The organism is Sphingomonas sp. PP-CE-3A-406, from assembly GCF_003688625.1.
Taxonomy (GTDB): Bacteria; Pseudomonadota; Alphaproteobacteria; order Sphingomonadales; family Sphingomonadaceae; genus Sphingomonas.
Map to the genome: position 1 here is coordinate 892,014 of NZ_RCWY01000003.1, position 19,563 is coordinate 911,576.

A 19,563-nucleotide genomic window follows, 5' to 3' on the forward strand; every position below is an offset into this window, starting at 1 on the left:
ACGGAAGCGTTGCGAGGTTCGCCACGAATGGTCGAGGCGTCACCCGATCCAGGCATTCTCGATATGGCGGGGTCGGGTGCCGGGGGCGAGCAGGATGACGTCGACGCGGATATCGTCGCCGGGTCCTGCATAGCGCGGCATCAGAAACTCCGCGGCTGCGGCCACGCGGGCGAGGCGGCGCTCGTCGATCGCGAAGTCGAGTTCGGCGGCGGTCGCGCGGGTTTTTACCTCGACGAAGGCGACGAGGTTTCCCTTTCGGGCGACGAGGTCGACCTCGCCAGCGGGCGTGCGGACCCGGCGATCGAGGATGGTCCAGCCTTTGAGGCGCAGCCACCACCCCGCCAAGCGCTCTCCTCTGCGGCCAGCAATCTCGGCGGAACGACGATCACGCATCCCTGCTCCCATCCCTGGAAGGGAGGGGTTGGGGGTGGGTAGGCCGCTGGGACTCGGGACCGCCAGCCAAGCAGCCGACCCACCCCCGACCCCTCCCTTCCAGGGAGGGGGGAAGAAGGGCGATCATCCCTTTTCCGCCTTCAATTCCAGCGCCCGAGCATACAGCGCCTTCCGGTCAAGCCCGAGCTTCTTCGCCACCTCGCTCGCAGCCTGCCCGGTCGACAAGCGCGTTAGCGCTTCGGTCAATGCCGCGTTACCGTCCTCGACACTAGCCGGCGGCGCCTCCCCCGGCGGTGCGACGACGATCACGATCTCCCCCCGCGGCGGCGCATCCGCATAGCGCGCAGCGAGCGTCGAGAGCGTCCCCGTCACCGCCTCCTCGAATTTCTTGCTGATCTCGCGCGTCACTGCGGCTTCGCGGTCGCCGAGTCCCTCCGCCAGTGCGGCGAGGCAGGCTCCGAGGCGGGGGCCGGACTCGTACATCACCAGGGTCGCGCGGATCGTCGCCACCTCCGCGATCGCCTCCGCCCGAGCGTGCATCTTCGACGGCAGGAACCCGACGAACAGGAACCGATCAGTCGGCAACCCCGCCAGCGTCAGCGCCGCCACTGCCGCGCAGGGCCCCGGAATCGTCACCACCAGATGCCCGGCCGCGCGCGCATCGCGCACCAGCTTGAAGCCGGGATCGGAGATCAATGGCGTCCCAGCATCCGATACCAAAGCCACCGCCTGCGTCGCCATCCGCGCGATCAGCGCCGGCCGCACGCCCTCCGCACTGTGATCGTGATACGGCACCATCGGCGTCTTCGTGCCGATGTGACGGAGCAGACCGGCCGTCACGCGGCTGTCCTCGACTGCGATCACATCGGCGCGGCGGAGGATGTCGGCGGCGCGCGGCGACAGATCGCCAAGATTGCCGATCGGGGTCGCGACGATGTAGAGGCCGGGATCGAGAAGAGTTTCAGGGTTCATGGGGACGGTCATGGCAGACGCGACGACGATAGGGCAATCCGCACGTACCGCAGGGCGATGGGCGACGCTTGCCGCGGCGTGCCTGCTCGGCGCGTGCCAGACGATCGTCCCACGCGGTCCCGTCGAGCCGTCGCAGCAGCGCCCGACCACGCGTCCCGCCGATCGCCCCAACATCGGCGTCGAGACCGGTATTCCGCGCGATGCCGAGCGCAACCGCGTCGCGCTGCTCGTGCCGCTGTCGGGCAGCAATGCCGGTGTCGGCACCTCGATCGCCAACGCGACGATGCTGGCGCTGCTCGACACGCAGAACCAGCGCGTCCGCATCACCAACTACGACACCGCGACCGGTGCTGCCGCCGCTGCGCAGCGCGCGATCGCCGAGGGCGCGCAACTGATCCTCGGGCCGTTGCTCGCCGACGACGTCCGCGCGGTCGCGCCGATCGCGCGCGCCGCGAACATTCCGGTGCTGAGCTTCTCCAACGATCTCGGCGTGGCGGGCGACGGTGCGTATCTGATGGGTTATGTCCCGACCCAGTCGATCGCGCGCGTCGTCGATTTCGCGAAGGAGCGCGGCGTCAGCAACTTTGCCGGGCTCGTCCCGAACGGCCTGTACGGCGAACGCGCATCGACCGCGTTCCTACGCGCGGTAGAGGGCGCGGGCGGTCAGGTCGTCTCGCTCCAGACCTACGCGCGGGGCCCTGGTGGCATTTCCGGCGCCGTCACGCGGCTGGCGGCTAAGGCCCCGTATGACGCGGTCCTGATCGCCGATGGCGGCGCCACCGCAGCTTCGGCGGCAGCGATGGTCAAGCGCGGCAGCGGCGCGACGACGCGCATCCTCGGCACCGAACTCTGGAACTCCGACGCGGGGATCGCCGCCAAGCCAGCGCTGTCGGGCGCATGGTACGCCAGCGTCTCCGACACGCTCTACCGTCAATACGCCGCCAAATACCGCGCGCGGTTCGGGGCAGGGCCGTACCGCCTGTCGAGCCTCGGCTATGATTCGGTACTGCTGACGGTCCGCATCGCGCGCGACTGGAAGCCCGGCACGCCGTTCCCGGTGAAACGCCTGCGCGACGGCGACGGCTTCGCCGGGATCGATGGGGCCTTCCGCTTCGGCAAGGACAACGTCGCCGAGCGCGCGCTGGAGGTGAAGGAAATCCGTGGGGGTACCACTACGGTGGTCTCGCCTGCGCCGGCCGGGTTCGGGAAGTAAGCTTGTTCACCCGCCTTCGCGGGTGAACAAATTAAGCGGTAACGATCTCAGGCAAAATCGCGTCGAGGAGTAGGGCGCCGGCTTCGGTGACCCGCAATCGGCCCGGCGTGTGTGCGATCAGCCCCAACTCCTCAAGCCGCGCCACCGCCGCCAGATCCACTGGCACGACACCCGCGTTCAGCGCGGTAATCCGGTCCAGATCCACGCCTTCCGCCAGCCGTAACCCCATCAACAACGCTTCGGTCGCGCGCGTCGAGGGCGTCAGCGGATCCTCGACTTCCATGCCGTGGCCGTTGCGTTCGATCGCCGCCAGCCAATTCTCCGGCTTTTTCCGCCGCACCGTCGCCAGTCCCCCGCGACGCCCATGCGCGCCGGGGCCGATCCCCGCGTAATCCTGGTAGCGCCAGTACGCGAGATTGTGGCGGCTCTCCGATCCGGGTCGCGCGTGGTTCGACGTCTCGTACGCTGGCAACCCCGCGGCGGCGGTATCCGCGCGCGTCGCCTCGAACAGGTCGGCCGCCGAGTCGCCGTCCGGGATCACGATCCGGCCCGCGAGCGCTTCGGTCGCGAACCGTGTCCCCGCTTCGATCGTTAGCTGGTACAGCGATAGATGCTCGGTCCCGAGACTGAGCGCGCGCGCGAGTTCGGCGCGCCAGTCGTCGAGCCGCTGGCCCGGCAGCGCATAGATCAGGTCGAAACTGACGCGGGGAAACACGCTCTGCGCTGTGGCGAGCGCGGCCTGTCCCTCGTTGACGTCATGCGCGCGGCCGAGAAACTTCAACGACTGATCGTCGAGCGATTGCAGTCCGAGGGATACGCGGTTCACGCCGGCGCTCGCCAAGTCGGCGAACCGCGCGGCTTCAACCGAGGAGGGGTTCGCCTCCAGCGTGATCTCGATTCCTTCCGCGAACCCCCAAGCCTTTTCCGCCGCATCCAGCACCGCAGCGACGGTCGACGGCGGCATCAGCGAGGGGGTGCCACCACCGAAGAAGATCGACTGCAGTTTCCGCCCCGGCAACACGCTCGCCTCGTGCGCGAGATCGGTCAGCAGCGCGGCGCGCCACGCAGCCTGATCGACGTCATCGCGGACATGGCTGTTGAAGTCGCAATACGGGCATTTCGATACGCAGAACGGCCAATGGACGTAGAGCGCGAGATCGCCCGCTGGAGGAGCATCGGGGCTTGGTGTTTCGAAGACGGGCATTATCTGGCGCATATGGTCGCACAGGGCGGCCGAAGGAAGCGCAATGACGGCACGGTTGGGTTGGGCGCTTGCCGCGATGCTCGCGATTGCGGGGTGCGCACAGGGTCCGGAACGCGTCGTCGAGCGCCGCGATACGATGACGCCGGCCCCCCGCGGGGCGGCGCTGCTCAAGACCGCGATGGTCGACGGCCACAACGCCGCGCGTGCCGCGGTCCGCGTGGCGCCGCTGACGTGGAGCGATACGCTGGCGACCACCGCGCGCGCCTATGCCGAGCAGATGGCGCGGACCCGCAAGTTCGCGCACGCACCGCAGCCGCAGGGCATGACTCGTGAAGGCGAGAATTTGTGGACCGGTACGCGCTACGCCTATGCGTATTCCGAAATGATGGGCCACTGGGTCGCGGAAAAGCGCGATTTCATCAACATGCCGACCCCCGGGTTCAGCCGCACCGGCAATTTCGAGGACGTCGCGCATTACACGCAGATCGTCTGGCGCGGCTCCACGCAGGTCGGCTGCGCGATGGCGAGCAACACGACCGACGACTATCTCGTCTGTCGCTATTCACCGCCGGGAAATGTCGTCGGCGAGCGTGCGTATTGATCTGGAGCAAGCGATGACCGCGGCGACGGTCGCACTTTCTTAAGTGGACCGAGGTTAACCTGCGTTAATGACCTCACCATCTCATTCCGATGTGCCGCGTTCCGGTGGTTGTGCCGGCTGCCGCGACGGCGCTGGCCTGACCTTCGGCTTCTCGATGGCGTTCCAGCCGATCGTCGATATCGAGACCGAGACCGTCTTCGCCTATGAGGCGCTGGTGCGCGGGCCCGAGGGGCAGTCGGCGGCGAGCGTGCTTTGTCAGGTCGATGCGGAGAACCTCTACGCGTTCGACCAGCAATGCCGGGTCCGCGCGATCGCGGCGTCGGTGAAGGCGGGGCTGCTCGATACGCCCGCGCGGCTGTCGATCAACTTCCTCCCGAACGCGGTCTATTCGCCGGCCGCGTGCATCCAGTTGACGCTGAAGACGGCGCGCGCGGTTGGGTTGCCGACCGATCGCCTGATCTTCGAGTTCACCGAAAACGAGGAGATGCTCGATCCCGTGCATGTCGCGAACATCATCGCGACGTATCAGAAGATGGGTTTCGGCACCGCGCTCGACGATTTCGGTGCGGGGCATGCGGGGCTTAATCTGCTCGCGCGGTTCCAGCCGGGTATCATCAAGCTCGACATGGAGCTGATCCGCGACATCGACACGAGCCTGCCGCGGCGGATGATCGTCGAGGGGATGCTGCGGATGTGCACTGCGCTGGGGATCACGGTGATCGCCGAGGGGGTTGAGACGCTTGGCGAGTTCGAGGCGCTGCGGGGGCTCGGCGTGCGGTACATCCAGGGGTATCTGCTGGCGAAACCGGCGTTCGAGGCGCTGCCCGCGGTGACGTGGCCGGTGAAGCAGGCGATCGCCGTCTGAACCACACCTCCTCCGTCATCCTGACGAAAGTCAGGATCCAGAGTAACGGGCGGTGCCCTTAATGGCTCTGGGTCCTGACTTTCGTCAGGATGACGAGGAGCGCGGCGGAGGCCTTCCCCGCTACGTCTCTCAGAACACCGCGGCTTCGAGCAGCTTGAACGCCTCGTTCCGATGACTGATCGCGTTCTTCGTTTCGTGCGGGAGTTCCGCGTAGGTCTGGTCGTAGCCGAGCGGCACGAACACGGGGTCGTACCCGAACCCGACATTGCCGCGCGGCGGCCAGACGAGCGTCCCCTCGGCCCGCCCCTCGAACCATTCGACGTGACCATCGGGCCATGCGAGCGCCAGCACGCTGACGAAATGCGCGCCGCGGCCCACGTCAGGGCCCTTGGCCACGATCGCGTCCTCGACCTTCTGCATCGCCATCATCCAGTCGCGACCGTTCGGCGTCTCCGCCCAGTCCGCCGTGTAGACGCCCGGATCGCCGTTCAGCGCATCGACGCACAGCCCACTGTCATCCGCGAGCGCGGGATAGCCCGACAGGTCCGCCGCCGAGCGCGCCTTCAGTTCGGCATTCGCAAAGAAGGTCGTGCCCGTCTCGATCGGCTCCGGCAGGTCGAGGTCGGCGGCTGAGACGACTTCGAGCCCCCGGCCTTCCAACAGCGCCGCGATCTCGCGGACCTTGCCCTTGTTGTGGCTGGCGATGACCAGCTTGCCCGGCTGGAGTTTGCGGATCGCCTGCGGTTCCTTGCCTTCGCCGCTCACTTGGCGACGGCTTTCGCCTGCGCCGCGAAGATGTCGGTGCAACCGATCCGCGCGAGACGTAGCAGGCGGAGCAGCGCCTCCTCGTCATACGTCGCGCCCTCGGCAGTCGCCTGTGCCTCGGCGATGTTGCCGTTCTCCAGCAGCACGAAGTTCGCATCGGCATCCGCGCCCGAATCCTCGATATAGTCGAGGTCGAGCACCGGATTGCCCTGGTAGATCCCGCAGCTGATCGCCGCGACCTTCTGCGTCAGCGGGTCGGCGGTCAGCTTGCCGCTCGCCAGCAGGCCGTCGATGGCGAGCCGAAGCGCGACCCAGCCGCCCGAGATCGACGCGGTCCGCGTGCCGCCGTCCGCCTGGATCACGTCGCAGTCGATCACGATCTGGCGCTCGCCGAGCAGCTTGAGGTCGACGACGGCGCGGAGCGAACGGCCGATCAATCGCTGGATTTCCTGCGTGCGGCCCGACTGCTTGCCCTTGGCGGCTTCGCGGTTGTTGCGCGTGTTGGTGGCGCGCGGGAGCATGCCGTATTCCGCGGTTACCCAGCCTTCGCCCTTGCCGCGCATGAACGGCGGGACCTTCTCCTCGACGCTGGCGGTGACGAGCACCTTGGTGTCGCCGAAGCCGATCAGGACGGAGCCCTCGGCATGCTTGGTGAAGCGCGGCTCGATCGTGATCGCACGCATCTGGTCTGGGGCGCGGCCGGATGGGCGCATAGTCGGTGTCCTAATTAAATCCCGTTCGTCCCGAGTAGCCATCGAGCGTGTCGAGATGGCGTATCGAAGGACATGTACCTCGATACGGGTTCTCGACTTCGCTCGACCCCTACTCGGCACGAACGGGGGGTGGAAGGTAATTGCCGCTGCCTAGCCTTTCGTTTGGTCGCTCGCCAGCCTTCCCCGTCATCCTGACGAAAGTCAGGACCCAGGGTAATCGAATGGTGTCCTGTGTGGCTCTGGGTCCTGACTTTCGTCAGGATGACGGGTGGGGGTGAGGCGAGGCGGTTGCATTCCCTCTTTTGGCAAGGATCGATCCGCCCTAGATCAAAGCGATGGCCACGCCCCCCGTCACCGAACTGACCGATCGCGCGCGCGACATTTTTCGCGCGGTCGTCGACAGCTATCTCGCCAGCGGCACGCCGGTCGGGTCGAAGACGATCGCGCAACTGACCGGCCTCAGCCTCTCCCCCGCCTCGATTCGCGGCGTCATGGGCGAACTCGAAGGCCTCGGCCTGCTCGCCAGCCCGCATACCAGCGCCGGGCGCATGCCGACCGACCGGGGCTTGCGACTGTTCGTCGACGGCATGATGCAGGCGATGGAGCCGTCCTTCGAGGAACGCCAGACGATCGAGGCACGCGCCGGTGTTGGCGGCCCGGTCGAGGAGGCGCTGGCCGCCACCACACTCGCGCTGTCGGGGCTGTCGGCGTGCGCGGGGCTGGTGATGGTGCCGAAGCGCGAGTTGAAACTCCGCCAGATCGCCTTCGTCGCGCTGTCGCCCGAACAGGCGCTGGCGGTGCTGGTCAGTGAGGACGGCTCGGTCGAGAATCGCGTGATCGCGCTGCCCAAGGGCATGTCGCCGTCTGCGCTGATCGAGGCGGGCAACTACATGTCGGCGACGCTAGGCGGCCTGACGCTGGCGGATGCGCGGACCCGGATCGAGCGCGAACTGGCGGACGGGCAGGCGGCGCTCGATGGCGCGGCGCGGACCTTGGTTGAGCGCGGGATCGCGGTGTGGAGCGAGGATGCGGATCGCCGCCCGGTGCTGATCGTGCGCGGGCAGGGGCGGCTGATCGATGCCGCCGCTGCCGCCGATCTCGACCGGGTCCGCGACCTGCTCGACGATCTGGAGGGAAAGCAGGAAGTCGCATCGCTTTTGGACAGTGCGCGGGCCGGCGATTCGACGCGGATTTTCATCGGCGCGGAGACCAAATTGTTCGCGTTGTCAGGGTCTTCGGTGATCGCGCGACCGTTCCGTGGATTGGACGGCCGGGTGGTCGGCGTGGTCGGTGTCATCGGCCCGACGCGGTTGAACTATGCGCGCGTCGTGCCCATGGTGGATTTCACGGCTGCAACGCTCGCCCGGTTGATGGGTTGAGCCGGCCCAAATTATAGGGAAAACCATGTCCGACATCGACCAGAACACGCCTGCAGACCTGCGCGAAGAGACCGCCGAAGCCGCACCGGAGGTGGCCTCGAACGACCGCGTCGCCGAGCTCGAGAACCAGCTCGCCGAAGCTAAGCAGAACGTCCTGTACGCGCAGGCCGAGATCCAGAACGTCCGCCGCCGCGCCGAGAAGGAAGCACAGGACGCCCGCGCCTACGCCGCGACCGCGTTCGCGCGCGACGTGTTGTCGGTCGCCGATAATCTGTCGCGCGGCCTATCGGCGATCCCCGCGGACCTGCGCGCGGACGAGAAGATGAAGGGTCTCGTCACTGGCCTCGAAGCGACCGGTCGCGAGCTGGAGAGCGTGTTCCAGCGCCACGGCATCACCAAGATCGCTGCAGAGGGCCAGATGCTCGATCCGAACAAGCACCAGGCGATGCTCGAAGTGCCGAGCGACCAGCCTGCCGGGACGATCGTCCAGGAAATGCAGGCGGGCTACATGATCAAGGACCGCCTGTTGCGTCCCGCCATGGTCGGCGTCGCCAAGGCCGGCTGACACCGTCTTGCTCCCCTCCCTGACAGGGAGGGGCTGGGGGTGGGTCGGCCAGTTGGCTATCGGTGCGCCCGCCCCAGACCGACCCACCCCCGCCCCCTCCCTTCCAAGGAGGGGGGAGAGCAGCGATGAACCAGAACCTCACGACCGATCGCCAGACCTTCGTCACGCATCTCGAATGCTCGATCACCGGCGAGCGGTATGAGGCCGACCAGCTTCACGGGCTGTCGCGCGCCGGACGCCCCTTGCTCGTCCGCTACGACCTCGACGCGGTGCGGTCCTCGATCTCGCGCAACACGATCGAGGCGCGGCCGACAGACCTGTGGCGGTGGCGCGAACTGCTCCCCGTCCGCCACACGTCCAACATCGTCAGCCTCGGCGAGATCGAGACGCCACTCGTGCCGCTGACCAGGTCGGGCGGCCCCAACGTGCTGGTCAAGGACGAAGGCCGACTCCCGACCGGTTCGTTCAAGGCGCGCGGCCTCGTCATGGCCGTCGCGATGGCGAAGGAACTGGGCGTCACCAAGATCGCGATGCCGACTAACGGCAATGCGGGCGCGGCGCTGGCGGCTTACGCCACGCGCTGCGGGATCGAGACGATCGTGTTCTGCCCCGACGACACGCCCGAGATCAATGTCCGCGAGATCGCGATGCAAGGTGCGCGCGTCTGGCGGGTCAACGGGCTGATCGACGATTGCGGCGCGATCGTCGGCAAGGGCGCGGCAGAAGGTCGCTGGTTCGATTTCTCGACGTTGAAGGAGCCCTACCGGATCGAGGGCAAGAAGACGATGGGGCTCGAACTGGCCGCGCAGTTCGGCTGGAAACTGCCGGATGCGATCTTCTACCCGACCGGTGGCGGCACCGGCTTGATCGGGATGTGGAAGGCGTTCGACGAACTCGAAAAGCTCGGCTGGATCGGCCCGGAGCGGCCCAAGATGTTCGCGGTACAGGCAAGCGGCTGCGCACCGATCGTCCGCGCGTTCGAAGCGGGCGAGGAGCATGCCGAACGTTGGGAGGACGCAAGCACCGTCGCGGCGGGCATCCGCGTGCCTAAAGCGGTCGGCGACTTCCTGATCCTCCGCGCGGTTCGCGAGAGCGGCGGGCAGGCATTGGCGGTTGGCGATCCGGCGATCCTGAAGGCGGTCGATGCGGCGGCGAAGCAGGACGGGCTGCTGCTATGCCCCGAGGGCGGCGCGACGCTCGCGGCATATCATCAGGCGCTGAACACCGGGTTGGTCGACGAAGACGACAAGGTCGTACTTTTCAACTGCGCGACCGGATTGAAATATCCGATGCCCGAGGCGCCGCAAGCGCTTGATAGAACACGACCTATCGATTTCGACGCGCTGTAAGCGGCGGATCTCTGCCGATCGGGTGGGTCTTGATCTACCAGATCGGTGGTTGAAATTGATCCATGTTGTCTGCATCGGGGCGCCCTTATTTACAAAAGGGGTCCCCAATGCAGAAAATCGTCCAGGTCGTTTGCGTCGTGCTCATCGCGGCGGCGGTGATGTTCGGCGGTCGCTGGTACATGTACGTCGCGCGCGGCTCGAGCCCGTATGACGAGGTCGGCATCGCGTTGAACGGTTATGCGCCGGGGCCGATGCGTGCCTGGGGCTGCCACCAGATGCAGGCGCGGTTCCCGGGCCAGTTGCCGCCTTATGGCTGTGCCGGGCCGGATGGTCGTAGCTGGCTGTAACGTTAGGCCCGTCATTAAATACTCCGTCATCCTGACGAAAGTCAGGATCCAGAGTCGCAGCCGTCGCGCTGAGTTACTCTGGATCCTGACTTTCGTCAGGATGACGGGCGGGTTTGAGGTTACGCGCAGGCGTAAACGGCAGCACCGTCTCGTATTGCGCGAGCGGCGGGGCGCCCGCGACCTTCGCGCCCGCGCGCAGCAGGAAGGCGTGCCGCACGATCTCGCCCTGTTGCTCGATGCCGTAGCGATGCAGCGCCACCCCAGGCCGGAACGCATAGTCGTACCGACACCACGGATGCCGCGCCAAGGGCAGGAACACGCCGCGCTGATGCTGCCAGATGTGCGTCATCTCGTGGACGAAAAGCCCCTGCAATGTCAGGTTCGCGTGCGCGAAGTCGTCGCACCAGAGATCGCCCTTGGGGTGGAAGTGGATACACCCCCGCGGTGCCATCACCGTATCGCGCGGCTGGAAGAACGCCCATTTGCTGCGTGCCAGGCTCACCTGGGAATACTCGATCGCGCCCCCGAACACCGATGCTGCGAGCGCCGTCTCCCCCTCGGTCAGCGTGCGCTTCACTTCCCTACCGGCGTCCCCGCCGCGACCACGGTCGCGTTGTTTATGATGCGCGTCCCATCTGCGAACGCGAACGTGAGCGTCACGCGATCAGCGGGCTTGATCCCCGAGTTCATGTTGAACAACATCACATGCCGACCACCCGGCGCGAACGCTACGTCCGTCTTCGCGGGAATTTCCACGCGGGTCAGCGGCGCCATCGTCGACAGGCCGCCCTTGTCCATCGTCTCGTGCATCTCCGACTTGATCGCGACGTCGGTGGTGACCGAGATCAGCGTCGCCGGCGTCGGCCCGCCATGCACCGTAAAATACGCCGCCGCCGGTCGGCCCGTCACCGCGCCAAGCCGCACCCAGGCCCCGTCCACGGCCAACTCCTTAGGCTGCGAACACGACGCCAGTGCCATAGCGGCAACACCCAGTCCGAAAACGATACGCATAGGTTAACTTTCCCCGGGGGTTGCCTCTTGTGCATCCTATGACCGGTACAATCTTGCGGCAAGCGCGAGGCCACCTATATCGCGCCCATCATCAGAAAGGTTCCGCCTCCGAAACGGGGTGGAGCGGATTTCGTATTTTCGTTTCAAGTGAGGGGCTAATCAGAACTCATGGCTAAAGTAATCGGTATCGATCTCGGCACGACCAACAGCTGCGTTTCCGTCATGGAAGGCGGCAAGCCCAAGGTCATCGAGAATTCCGAGGGCGCGCGCACCACGCCGTCGATCGTCGCATTCGCCAAGGACGGCGAGCGACTGGTCGGCCAGCCGGCCAAGCGCCAGGCAGTGACGAACGGCGACAACACCATTTTCGCGGTGAAGCGCCTGATTGGCCGTCGCTTCGACGATCCGATCACCAAGAAGGACACCGAGCTGGTCCCGTACAAGATCTCGCGCGGGCCGAACGGCGACGCATGGGTCTCGGCGGGTGGCAAGGATTACTCGCCGTCGCAGATCTCGGCGTTCACGCTGCAGAAGATGAAGGAAACCGCTGAGTCGTATCTCGGCGAGACGGTCACGCAGGCGGTCATCACCGTGCCGGCCTACTTCAACGACGCGCAGCGCCAGGCGACTAAGGACGCCGGCCAGATCGCCGGCCTCGAAGTGCTGCGCATCATCAACGAGCCGACTGCGGCGGCGCTGGCCTACGGCCTCGACAAGCAGGACGGAAAGACGATCGCGGTCTACGATCTCGGCGGCGGCACGTTCGACATCTCGGTGCTCGAGATCGGCGACGGCGTGTTCGAGGTGAAGGCCACCAACGGCGACACCTTCCTCGGCGGTGAGGATTTCGACAACAAGATCGTCCAGTACCTCGCCGACGAGTTCAAGAAGGCCGAGGGCATCGACCTCGCCAAGGACAAGCTGGCGCTCCAGCGTCTGAAGGAAGCCGCCGAGAAGGCGAAGATCGAGCTCAGCTCGGCACAGTCGACCGAGGTCAACCTGCCCTTCATCACCGCGGACCAGAACGGTCCGAAGCATCTGGTGAAGTCGATCACCCGCGCCGACCTGGAGCGGATGGTCGAGGACCTGGTCAAGCGTACGCTCGAGCCGTGCCGCAAGGCGCTCGCCGATGGCGGCCTGAAGCCCGAGGACATCTCGGAAGTCGTGCTGGTCGGCGGCATGACGCGCATGCCGCGCGTCCGTGAAGTCGTGAAGCAGTTCTTCGGCAAGGAGCCGCACACCGGCGTCAACCCGGACGAGGTCGTCGCGATGGGCGCCGCGATCCAGGCCGGCGTGCTGCAGGGCGACGTCAAGGACGTGCTGCTGCTCGACGTGACGCCGCTGTCGCTCGGCATCGAGACGCTGGGTGGCGTGTTCACCCGGATGATCGATCGCAACACGACGATCCCGACCAAGAAGTCGCAGACCTACTCGACCGCCGACGACAACCAGGGCGCGGTGACGATCCGCGTGTTCCAGGGCGAGCGCGAGATGGCGGCGGACAACAAGATGCTCGGCAATTTCGATCTCGTCGGCATCCCGCCCGCACCGCGCGGCGTGCCGCAGATCGAGGTCACGTTCGACATCGATGCCAACGGTCTGGTCAGCGTTTCGGCCAAGGACAAGGGCACCGGCAAGGAGCAGCAGATCCGCATCCAGGCATCGGGTGGTCTTTCGGACAACGACATCGACCAGATGGTCCGCGACGCCGAGACCTTCGCCGAGGAGGACAAGAAGCGTCGTGCGGGCGCCGAGGCGAAGAACAACGCCGAGTCGCTGGTCCACACGACCGAGCGTCAGCTTGCCGACAATGGCGACAAGGTCGACGAATCGCTGAAGACCGAGATCCAGGCTGCAATCGACGCGACCAAGGCTGCGGTCGAGAGCGGCGATGCGGATGCGATGACCGAGAAGAGCACCGCGCTCGCCCAGGTCGCGATGAAGCTCGGTCAGGCGATCTACGAGAAGCAGGCCCAGGCGGACGCGTCGCCATCGGCTGACGGTGACGCGGCGAAGAAGGACGACGACGTCGTCGACGCCGAATTCTCGGAAGTCGACGACAACCCGAAGGCGTAACCGAAACTCCCTCTCCCCCTCGGGGAGAGGGCCGGGGTGAGGGGCAGTTCCGCGCGCTGCCGTGTGGAACTGCCCCTCACCCAACCCTCTCCCCGGAGGGGAGAGGGCTAAGAGGGCCGCTATGAGTACCCAGACAGATTATTACGAACTGCTCGAATGCGAGCGGACCGCGGATGCGGGGACGATCAAGTCGTCCTACCGCAAGCTCGCGATGAAATATCACCCGGACAAGAACGCCGGCTGCAAGGATTCCGAAGCGCAGTTCAAGGCGGTCAGCGAGGCGTACGAGTGCCTCAAGGATCCGCAGAAGCGCGCGGCCTATGATCGCTTCGGCCACGCCGCGTTTCAGAACGGCGGCGGCGGCGGTCATGGCGGCGGCGCGCAGGATTTCGGCGGCTTCAGCGACATCTTCGAAAGCGTCTTCGGCGAATTCATGGGCGGCGCGCAGCGTGGCGGCGGTCGCTCGGCGGCACGGCGTGGCGCGGACCTGCGCTACGACATGGAAGTCAGCCTGGAGGAAGCGTTCCACGGCAAAACGACCGAGATCACGATCGACGTTTCCGCGCTCTGCGACACCTGCGACGGCTCGGGCGCCAAGGCCGGCACGCGGGCTAAGACCTGCCAGCATTGCGGCGGTCACGGCAAGGTTCGCGCACAGCAGGGCTTCTTCGTGGTCGAGCGCGCCTGCCCGGTCTGTAACGGCGCCGGCGAAGTCATCGCCGATCCTTGCCCCGATTGCCGCGGCGAAGGTCGCGTCGAGAAGACCAAGACGCTGTCGATCAACGTCCCCCCCGGCGTCGACGAAGGCACGCGCATCCGCATGTCGGGCGAAGGCGAGGCGGGCGCCCGCGGCGCACCGTCCGGCGACCTCTACATCTTCCTTCACGTGACCAAGCACAATCTGTTCGAGCGCGAAGGCACGACATTGTTTGCGCGCGCACCGATCAGCTTCACGGTCGCGTCGCTCGGCGGATCGCTGTCGATCCCCGGCCTCGACGGTCGCACGCACGAAGTGAAGATCCCCGCTGGCATCCAGTCGGGCAAGCAACTCCGCCAACGCGGTGCTGGCATGCCGGTATTGCAGGGCCGCGGCCACGGCGACCTCGTCGTCCAGATCGACGTCGAAACCCCCACGCGTCTCAGCAACCGCCAGAAGGAACTGCTCGAGATGTTCCGCGAGACGGAAACAGGCGACGAATGCCCGGCCAGCCAGGGCTTCTTCGCCAAGCTAAAGGGCGTATTCGCGGGCGAGTAAGCAGAGGTCGACCACGTTCAAAAGGTACGTGGTCGAAAATAACCCGGTGGACTGTTTCCTAGTCTACCGGGCTTTGTAATCATTAACGCCGAGCATGATGTGCAGTCGCGAGCGCGTTGCAGAGATCGGCCGAGGCTTACGCCGTCAGAACATCCTCACGACCGGCACGCTGATCAGCATAACCTTGCCCTTCGTGCCTTGCTCGCCATCCAGTCCGGTTGCCGCGAGCGCAGGCAGTGCGCCAACGCTCCCGCCGTCGCCTCCGTGACAATGAAAATTGCCGCTTCCGCCGCTCCCACCATTGCCGGCGATGCCGCCACGTCCGCTTCTGCCATAGCCTCCGCCGAATCCCCCTTGGTTCAGGATCGAGGCGTAACCGAACTGGCCCACGCCTTTCTTCGTCGAAAGGAATGTCAGCGAGCCGCCGTTACCTCCTTGGCCTCCGCTACCTCCGGTTCCGCCAATGCCGCCGTCGCCGCCGCGTCCACCATTGCCGCCTCTTTGTATGCATCTGAATGCGCTCTGCGATGCCTCGTGGCCAACCGCGCCATTGCCGCCATCTCCGCCGATACCGCCAGAGCCGCCATCGCCGCCAGCAACGCCGCGCAATTTCAGCGACAGATTTATCAGTCGGGGGTTGGCGTTGCTGCCGATCGAGAAATGATCGACGACCAGATACACATGCGGCAGCACGCGTGTTTCGCCTGTGCCGCCAATCTGTCCGATCGCGCCGGCCGATGCCGATCCGCCTAGAAAGTTGACCTCACCCTGACCGTCTGCACCACGCGCACCGTCCGCGCCCTTGGCGGCTGTCGGTAGGTCAACGTCGGCGAACCGAATACGATAGCCCGATGTCGCGTCCGGAAATTTGACGTCTCGTGCCGCGATGATGATGTAAGGCGCCGTCGTATTCTGCAGCACCAGTTCGCTGTTGGGCGAAAAGCTGATGACGTTCGCTTTAAGCACGGTTCCTGCAAAGGGTTCCGACCCGTTGACCGCGAACAGCGATTGCACATTGTTGTTGCCTGCCAGCAAAAGCCGCACTTCCAAGGGCAGAGCGGCGTCGATCGATGCCTTGGCCAGCGGCACTTCGTCCTGCGCCTGTGCCGGTAGCGCGAAAAGTGCCGAGGTGATCAAGAATTGGTACCGCCGCATGTCCGTCCCTCTCTGATATGCCGAGCAGTGTTCCGCTAAGCTGGTGAGAACACTGCGGCCGTATCGCCAGAACTGCTATCAGGGGTGCAACCGTTTCGACGTAACGCGCTCGACGATTGATCCACTTCGGACCCGGTCGTCGCGTTGCCGTCGTAAACTTCCGGCCTAGCCGCGCCCCCTCGGGAGGGGGCGGGCGGGCCGATGGATCAGAAGGCGGTGATGACCACCCCGACCACCAGCGCTTGAGCCGCGATCGCCAGCATGGTGCTGGTCACGGTTTCGAACATGCGCATGGGTAGGTCTCCGATGCCGGAAACATATCCGGCAAGCGACATATGGGTATAGTTGCGCGTTGTCGCAATTTTGTAACAGGTAATCGCAATTGCATTGCGTGCACTTTGGGGTGGCTGGGGCGTCACATTTATTCCAACCACGACGGTCTCCCCTCCCTGAAAGGGAGGGGCAGGGGGTGGGTCGGCCGCCGAAAATTACAGACAGGGGTGGCTTGAGCCGGCCGACCCACCCCCAACCCCTCCCTTTCAGGGAGGGGGGAAAAGATGTCTCTTGGCGACTTCAGGCCGCGCCGAATACCCGCGCGAAGATCGTGTCGACGTGCTTCAGGTGGTAGCCGAGGTCGAACTTGTCCTCCAGTTCGGCATCCGACAGCGTCACTTCCGGATCCGCCTTCAGCAGTTCGAGCAGCGACAGCGCGCCGTCCGAATCCCACACCTTCATCGCGTTGCGCTGGACCAGGCGATACGCGTCCTCGCGGCTCACCCACGCCTGCGTCAGCGCCAGCAGCACGCGCTGCGAATGAACGAGGCCGCCCATCTTGTTGAGGTTCTTCAACATCCGCTCGGGGTACACGACCAGCTTGTCCATCACCCCGGTCAGCCGCGCGAGCGCGAAGTCGAGCGTGATCGTTGCATCGGGCCCGATGTAGCGCTCGACCGACGAGTGCGAGATGTCGCGCTCATGCCAGAGCGCGACGTTTTCCATCGCCGGCGTGACGTACCCGCGGACCATGCGCGCAAGGCCGGTGAGGTTCTCGGTCAGCACCGGATTGCGCTTGTGCGGCATTGCCGACGAGCCCTTCTGGCCGGGCGAGAAGAACTCCTCCGCCTCGAGCACTTCGGTGCGCTGCAGATGACGCACTTCGGTCGCGAGCCGCTCGATCGAGCTGGCGATCACGCCCAAGGTCGCAAAGAACATCGCATGGCGATCGCGCGGGATCACCTGCGTCGAGACCGGCTCGACCGACAGGCCGAGCTTGCCCGCGACATACTCTTCCACGAACGGATCGATGTTCGCGAACGTCCCCACCGCGCCCGAGATCGCGCAGGTCGCGACGTCCTCGCGCGCCGTCACCAGCCGCGCCCGGTTGCGGGCGAACTCGGCATGCGCCTGCGCCAGCTTCAGCCCGAACGTCACCGGCTCGGCGTGGATGCCGTGGCTGCGGCCGATCGTCGGCGTCATCTTGTGCTCGCGCGCACGGCGTTCAAGCACCACGAGCAGCGCATCGAGATCGGCGATCAGGATGTCGCTCGCCTTGGCCAACTGCACCGCCAGGCACGTGTCGAGCACGTCGGACGAGGTCATGCCCTGGTGCATGAAGCGGGCTTCGGGGCCGACATGCTCGGCGACGTTGGTCAGGAAGGCGATGACGTCGTGCTTGGTCTCGCGCTCGATCTCGTCGATCCGGTCGACCTCGAACGCACCCTTTTCCCAGATCGCGGCGGCGGCTTCCTTGGGGACGACACCGAGTTCGGCGAGGGCGTCGGTGGCGTGCGCCTCGATCTCGAACCAGATCTTGAAGCGCGCTTCAGGCGTCCAGATCGCGACCATGTCGGGGCGGGAATAGCGGGGGACCATCGGGTTTCCTCGGGGCTGATATCGGGCGTGAAAGCGATGCTGCGGTGGCGGTCCTCGTTTTGAGGTCTCGCCGATACAGGCTGAAAACGCGGTAGCAGGACACAGGAAAAGGTTCAAATACCCGTCATCGTGTATAAATCAGCCAATTTTGCGCGTATAGACTGAGTGAGCAGTTCGCGGCCTCGAGTATAGTGCAGGCTCGGTCGCCGGGTTTCTTAGTAAATGCGTAGAACAGTACCGGAGAGACGCAATGTTGAAATATGCTATCCTGGCTGGCGCGGCGTTGATTGCTGCGCCCGTATTGGCGCAAACGACCGCGACGTCCCCACAATCTGCCCCAACCGGCGCTGGTGTTGCATCGCAGCCACAAACGGATGCGATGGCATCACCGCAAGGCACACCGACCGACCCGGTGCCAATGCAGTCCGCCGCGCGCGAGCAACCGGCGACGGGCAGTCAGGTCGCGCAGGTCGTCGACACCGAGTTTCCCACTTATGACAAGAATGGCGACGGCAAGCTCAGCGCGGCGGAATTCGCCGGCTGGATGGTCGCGCTGAAGACCAAGACCGATCCCTCGACCAAGCCAGATGCGCCCGAGACCAAGAAATGGGTCTCTGCCGCCTTCGCGCAGGCCGATACCGACAAGAACAAGTCGCTGACTAAAACCGAAGTGACCAGCTTCTTGACGCAAGGCTGATCGATTCCGCGGATCAGGGGGCGACTTTCAACAATCCCTGATCCGCCAAAGTCGCTAGGCAAGCCTATCGATCAACCCGATTTGCGCGCTGCGCGTTCCTTTTCGGCCTGCGCCTCGATCAGGATCTGGCCTTGCGCTTCGACCGCGGCGTCCAGCAGCCGATCAGATGTCTCGACGGCGGCGTCGGGTGTAAGCGATACCGCAACGCCGTCCGGACCGTCTACCAGAACCTGACCGTGTTCCGCGGTTACGGTCGAGGCTTCGTCGTGTAACTTGTTGTCCACATGCAATTCCTTCGACGAGACAACGAAGGCGCGCGCGAAACGGCCCGGACTTTGAAGGAACTTACACGCTTATCTAGTTGCCTCAGATCAACCCCTGCGCGCGCAGGCTGACATGGCCGCCGGTGCCCATCACGATATGGTCGTGGACGGTGATGCCGAGCCGCTTGCCTGCCTCGGCGATGGTCCGCGTGATGTCGATGTCGGCGCGGCTGGGGGAGGGGTCCCCGCTCGGATGGTTGTGGACGAGGATGATCGACGCGGAGCCGAGGTCGATCGCGCGGCGGATGACCTCGCGGACATACACCGCCGCTTGGTCGATAGACCCCTTGCTCATCACCTCGTCGCGAATCAGCATGTTCTTGGTGTTGAGGTGCAGAACCCGGAAGCGCTCGATCGCGTGGTGCGCCATGTCGGCGCGGAGATAATCGAGCAACGCCTGCCAGTTGGCGAGCACGGGGCGGTCGCTGACCTGCGACTGGAGCAGGCGGATCGCGGCGGCGTGCGCGATCTTGATCGCCGCGGTCGAGATTTCGCCCATGCCCTTCACCCGGCTTAGCGCTTCGGCATCTGCGGTCAGCACACCGCCGATCCCGCCGAATTCGCGCATCAGCGCCTTGGCGAGCGCCTTGGTATCGCCGCGCGGGATGGCGATCGCGAGCAGGTATTCGATGAGTTCGTGATCGAGCAGCGCGTCGCTGCCGCCTTCGAACAGGCGTTTGCGAAGGCGGCCGCGGTGGCCCTTCAGATCGTCCCCCCGGACGTCAGCGTCTTCGTCCGGATCGGCCATTTTGCGATGCTAGCACATCCCTGGGCAATTGCATGACGCCCTCGCTCCCGCCTATGCAGG

General features: G+C 65.5%; 22 protein-coding genes. 10 read left to right on the top strand and 12 right to left on the bottom strand.

Annotated elements, in window-relative coordinates:
• Positions 1 to 39: 39 nt before the first annotated feature.
• Together C8J44_RS15965 and rsmI are read right to left on the bottom strand one after the other, a co-directional pair.
• Positions 40 to 393, bottom strand: coding sequence for a YraN family protein (locus C8J44_RS15965; protein WP_121905260.1), 354 nt, complete (start codon positions 391 to 393; stop codon positions 40 to 42).
• A gap of 123 nt (positions 394 to 516) precedes the next feature.
• A complete protein-coding gene (gene rsmI / locus C8J44_RS15970; RefSeq protein WP_121905261.1) occupies positions 517 to 1,365 on the bottom strand; it encodes a 16S rRNA (cytidine(1402)-2'-O)-methyltransferase in 849 nt (282 codons plus the stop codon).
• 10 nt (positions 1,366 to 1,375) lie between these two features.
• Here rsmI and C8J44_RS15975 point away from each other — a divergent pair, with 10 nt between their 5' ends.
• Positions 1,376 to 2,578 carry a penicillin-binding protein activator gene (locus C8J44_RS15975; protein ID WP_121905513.1) on the top strand — a complete coding sequence of 401 codons (1,203 nt, stop codon included), beginning with the start codon at positions 1,376 to 1,378 and terminating at the stop codon, positions 2,576 to 2,578.
• Between the two features lie 31 nt (positions 2,579 to 2,609).
• Here the strand turns inward: C8J44_RS15975 and hemW are convergent, their stop codons facing one another.
• Positions 2,610 to 3,782, bottom strand: coding sequence for a radical SAM family heme chaperone HemW (hemW, locus tag C8J44_RS15980; protein WP_121905262.1), 1,173 nt, complete (start codon positions 3,780 to 3,782; stop codon positions 2,610 to 2,612).
• 43 nt (positions 3,783 to 3,825) lie between these two features.
• Between hemW and C8J44_RS15985 the strand changes: the two genes are divergently transcribed.
• Both C8J44_RS15985 and C8J44_RS15990 read left to right on the top strand, forming a co-directional pair.
• Positions 3,826 to 4,383: a CAP domain-containing protein gene (locus C8J44_RS15985; protein ID WP_121905263.1), complete on the top strand. Its 558-nt coding sequence runs from the start codon at positions 3,826 to 3,828 to the stop codon at positions 4,381 to 4,383.
• Between the two features lie 154 nt (positions 4,384 to 4,537).
• On the top strand, positions 4,538 to 5,248 hold the full coding sequence (locus C8J44_RS15990) for an EAL domain-containing protein (RefSeq protein WP_056055354.1): 711 nt from the start codon (positions 4,538 to 4,540) through the stop codon (positions 5,246 to 5,248).
• A 129-nt stretch (positions 5,249 to 5,377) separates the two neighbouring features.
• Here C8J44_RS15990 and rdgB read toward each other — a convergent pair whose 3' ends face one another.
• Both rdgB and rph read right to left on the bottom strand, forming a co-directional pair.
• Positions 5,378 to 6,013 (bottom strand): RdgB/HAM1 family non-canonical purine NTP pyrophosphatase, encoded by a 636-nt coding sequence (rdgB, locus tag C8J44_RS15995; protein ID WP_121905264.1) that lies wholly within the window; start codon positions 6,011 to 6,013, stop codon positions 5,378 to 5,380.
• Positions 6,010 to 6,726 (bottom strand): ribonuclease PH, encoded by a 717-nt coding sequence (gene rph, locus C8J44_RS16000; protein WP_056055360.1) that lies wholly within the window; start codon positions 6,724 to 6,726, stop codon positions 6,010 to 6,012. The genes rdgB and rph overlap by 4 nt, the downstream gene beginning before the upstream one ends.
• A gap of 335 nt (positions 6,727 to 7,061) precedes the next feature.
• Here rph and hrcA point away from each other — a divergent pair, with 335 nt between their 5' ends.
• The 4 genes from hrcA (at position 7,062) to C8J44_RS16020 (ending at position 10,366) form a co-directional block, all read left to right on the top strand.
• Complete coding sequence (gene hrcA, locus C8J44_RS16005) at positions 7,062 to 8,105, top strand: heat-inducible transcriptional repressor HrcA (RefSeq protein ID WP_093399755.1); 1,044 nt, start codon at positions 7,062 to 7,064, stop codon at positions 8,103 to 8,105.
• Positions 8,106 to 8,130: 25 nt separating this feature from the next.
• Positions 8,131 to 8,670, top strand: coding sequence for a nucleotide exchange factor GrpE (gene grpE, locus C8J44_RS16010; protein WP_121905265.1), 540 nt, complete (start codon positions 8,131 to 8,133; stop codon positions 8,668 to 8,670).
• 125 nt (positions 8,671 to 8,795) lie between these two features.
• Positions 8,796 to 10,019 (top strand): threonine synthase, encoded by a 1,224-nt coding sequence (locus C8J44_RS16015; RefSeq protein WP_121905266.1) that lies wholly within the window; start codon positions 8,796 to 8,798, stop codon positions 10,017 to 10,019.
• Between the two features lie 107 nt (positions 10,020 to 10,126).
• The gene (locus C8J44_RS16020) at positions 10,127 to 10,366 is read left to right on the top strand and encodes a hypothetical protein (RefSeq protein ID WP_121905267.1); all 240 of its coding nucleotides are present in this window, start codon (positions 10,127 to 10,129) and stop codon (positions 10,364 to 10,366) included.
• Positions 10,367 to 10,439: 73 nt separating this feature from the next.
• Here C8J44_RS16020 and C8J44_RS16025 read toward each other — a convergent pair whose 3' ends face one another.
• On the bottom strand, positions 10,440 to 10,943 hold the full coding sequence (locus C8J44_RS16025) for a vgr related protein (protein ID WP_121905268.1): 504 nt from the start codon (positions 10,941 to 10,943) through the stop codon (positions 10,440 to 10,442).
• Positions 10,940 to 11,305 (bottom strand): copper chaperone PCu(A)C, encoded by a 366-nt coding sequence (locus C8J44_RS16030; protein WP_259466901.1) that lies wholly within the window; start codon positions 11,303 to 11,305, stop codon positions 10,940 to 10,942. Before C8J44_RS16030 ends, C8J44_RS16025 begins: the two co-directional genes overlap by 4 nt.
• Positions 11,306 to 11,545: 240 nt before the next feature.
• On the opposite strand from C8J44_RS16030, the gene dnaK reads away from it, so the two are divergent.
• Positions 11,546 to 13,453, top strand: a complete 1,908-nt coding sequence (gene dnaK / locus C8J44_RS16035) for a molecular chaperone DnaK (RefSeq protein WP_056055380.1) — start codon at positions 11,546 to 11,548, stop codon at positions 13,451 to 13,453.
• A 121-nt stretch (positions 13,454 to 13,574) separates the two neighbouring features.
• Positions 13,575 to 14,708 carry a molecular chaperone DnaJ gene (dnaJ, locus tag C8J44_RS16040; RefSeq protein ID WP_056055383.1) on the top strand — a complete coding sequence of 378 codons (1,134 nt, stop codon included), beginning with the start codon at positions 13,575 to 13,577 and terminating at the stop codon, positions 14,706 to 14,708.
• Positions 14,709 to 14,852: 144 nt separating this feature from the next.
• Here the strand turns inward: dnaJ and C8J44_RS18825 are convergent, their stop codons facing one another.
• From C8J44_RS18825 to purB, 3 genes are all read right to left on the bottom strand, one after another.
• On the bottom strand, positions 14,853 to 15,863 hold the full coding sequence (locus C8J44_RS18825) for a hypothetical protein (protein WP_147453217.1): 1,011 nt from the start codon (positions 15,861 to 15,863) through the stop codon (positions 14,853 to 14,855).
• Between the two features lie 206 nt (positions 15,864 to 16,069).
• Positions 16,070 to 16,198: a hypothetical protein gene (locus C8J44_RS18830; RefSeq protein ID WP_259466902.1), complete on the bottom strand. Its 129-nt coding sequence runs from the start codon at positions 16,196 to 16,198 to the stop codon at positions 16,070 to 16,072.
• A 238-nt stretch (positions 16,199 to 16,436) separates the two neighbouring features.
• Positions 16,437 to 17,735 carry an adenylosuccinate lyase gene (purB, locus tag C8J44_RS16055; protein WP_121905271.1) on the bottom strand — a complete coding sequence of 433 codons (1,299 nt, stop codon included), beginning with the start codon at positions 17,733 to 17,735 and terminating at the stop codon, positions 16,437 to 16,439.
• A 379-nt stretch (positions 17,736 to 18,114) separates the two neighbouring features.
• Between purB and C8J44_RS16060 the strand changes: the two genes are divergently transcribed.
• Entirely contained in the window at positions 18,115 to 18,432 is a 318-nt protein-coding gene (locus C8J44_RS16060; RefSeq protein ID WP_259466903.1) for an EF-hand domain-containing protein, read from the top strand.
• 71 nt (positions 18,433 to 18,503) lie between these two features.
• Here C8J44_RS16060 and C8J44_RS16065 read toward each other — a convergent pair whose 3' ends face one another.
• Positions 18,504 to 18,716 (bottom strand): hypothetical protein, encoded by a 213-nt coding sequence (locus C8J44_RS16065; RefSeq protein WP_121905273.1) that lies wholly within the window; start codon positions 18,714 to 18,716, stop codon positions 18,504 to 18,506.
• Between the two features lie 82 nt (positions 18,717 to 18,798).
• Positions 18,799 to 19,503, bottom strand: coding sequence for a DNA repair protein RadC (gene radC, locus C8J44_RS16070; RefSeq protein WP_121905274.1), 705 nt, complete (start codon positions 19,501 to 19,503; stop codon positions 18,799 to 18,801).
• Between the last annotated feature and the right edge of the window lie 60 nt (positions 19,504 to 19,563).

Coding starts and splice junctions, on each gene's coding strand:
- radC (WP_121905274.1), bottom strand. CDS start 19,503: ATGGCCGATCCGGACGAAGACGCTGACGTCCGGGGGGACGATCTGAAG.
- C8J44_RS18830 (WP_259466902.1), bottom strand. CDS start 16,198: ATGTCGCTTGCCGGATATGTTTCCGGCATCGGAGACCTACCCATGCGC.
- purB (WP_121905271.1), bottom strand. CDS start 17,735: ATGGTCCCCCGCTATTCCCGCCCCGACATGGTCGCGATCTGGACGCCT.
- rsmI (WP_121905261.1), bottom strand. CDS start 1,365: ATGAACCCTGAAACTCTTCTCGATCCCGGCCTCTACATCGTCGCGACC.
- hemW (WP_121905262.1), bottom strand. CDS start 3,782: ATGCCCGTCTTCGAAACACCAAGCCCCGATGCTCCTCCAGCGGGCGAT.
- C8J44_RS15965 (WP_121905260.1), bottom strand. CDS start 393: ATGCGTGATCGTCGTTCCGCCGAGATTGCTGGCCGCAGAGGAGAGCGC.
- grpE (WP_121905265.1), top strand. CDS start 8,131: ATGTCCGACATCGACCAGAACACGCCTGCAGACCTGCGCGAAGAGACC.
- hrcA (WP_093399755.1), top strand. CDS start 7,062: ATGGCCACGCCCCCCGTCACCGAACTGACCGATCGCGCGCGCGACATT.
- C8J44_RS16020 (WP_121905267.1), top strand. CDS start 10,127: ATGCAGAAAATCGTCCAGGTCGTTTGCGTCGTGCTCATCGCGGCGGCG.
- dnaK (WP_056055380.1), top strand. CDS start 11,546: ATGGCTAAAGTAATCGGTATCGATCTCGGCACGACCAACAGCTGCGTT.
- C8J44_RS15985 (WP_121905263.1), top strand. CDS start 3,826: ATGACGGCACGGTTGGGTTGGGCGCTTGCCGCGATGCTCGCGATTGCG.
- C8J44_RS16015 (WP_121905266.1), top strand. CDS start 8,796: ATGAACCAGAACCTCACGACCGATCGCCAGACCTTCGTCACGCATCTC.
- C8J44_RS18825 (WP_147453217.1), bottom strand. CDS start 15,863: ATGCGGCGGTACCAATTCTTGATCACCTCGGCACTTTTCGCGCTACCG.
- C8J44_RS15975 (WP_121905513.1), top strand. CDS start 1,376: ATGGCAGACGCGACGACGATAGGGCAATCCGCACGTACCGCAGGGCGA.
- rph (WP_056055360.1), bottom strand. CDS start 6,726: ATGCGCCCATCCGGCCGCGCCCCAGACCAGATGCGTGCGATCACGATC.
- C8J44_RS15990 (WP_056055354.1), top strand. CDS start 4,538: ATGGCGTTCCAGCCGATCGTCGATATCGAGACCGAGACCGTCTTCGCC.
- dnaJ (WP_056055383.1), top strand. CDS start 13,575: ATGAGTACCCAGACAGATTATTACGAACTGCTCGAATGCGAGCGGACC.
- C8J44_RS16060 (WP_259466903.1), top strand. CDS start 18,115: ATGGCATCACCGCAAGGCACACCGACCGACCCGGTGCCAATGCAGTCC.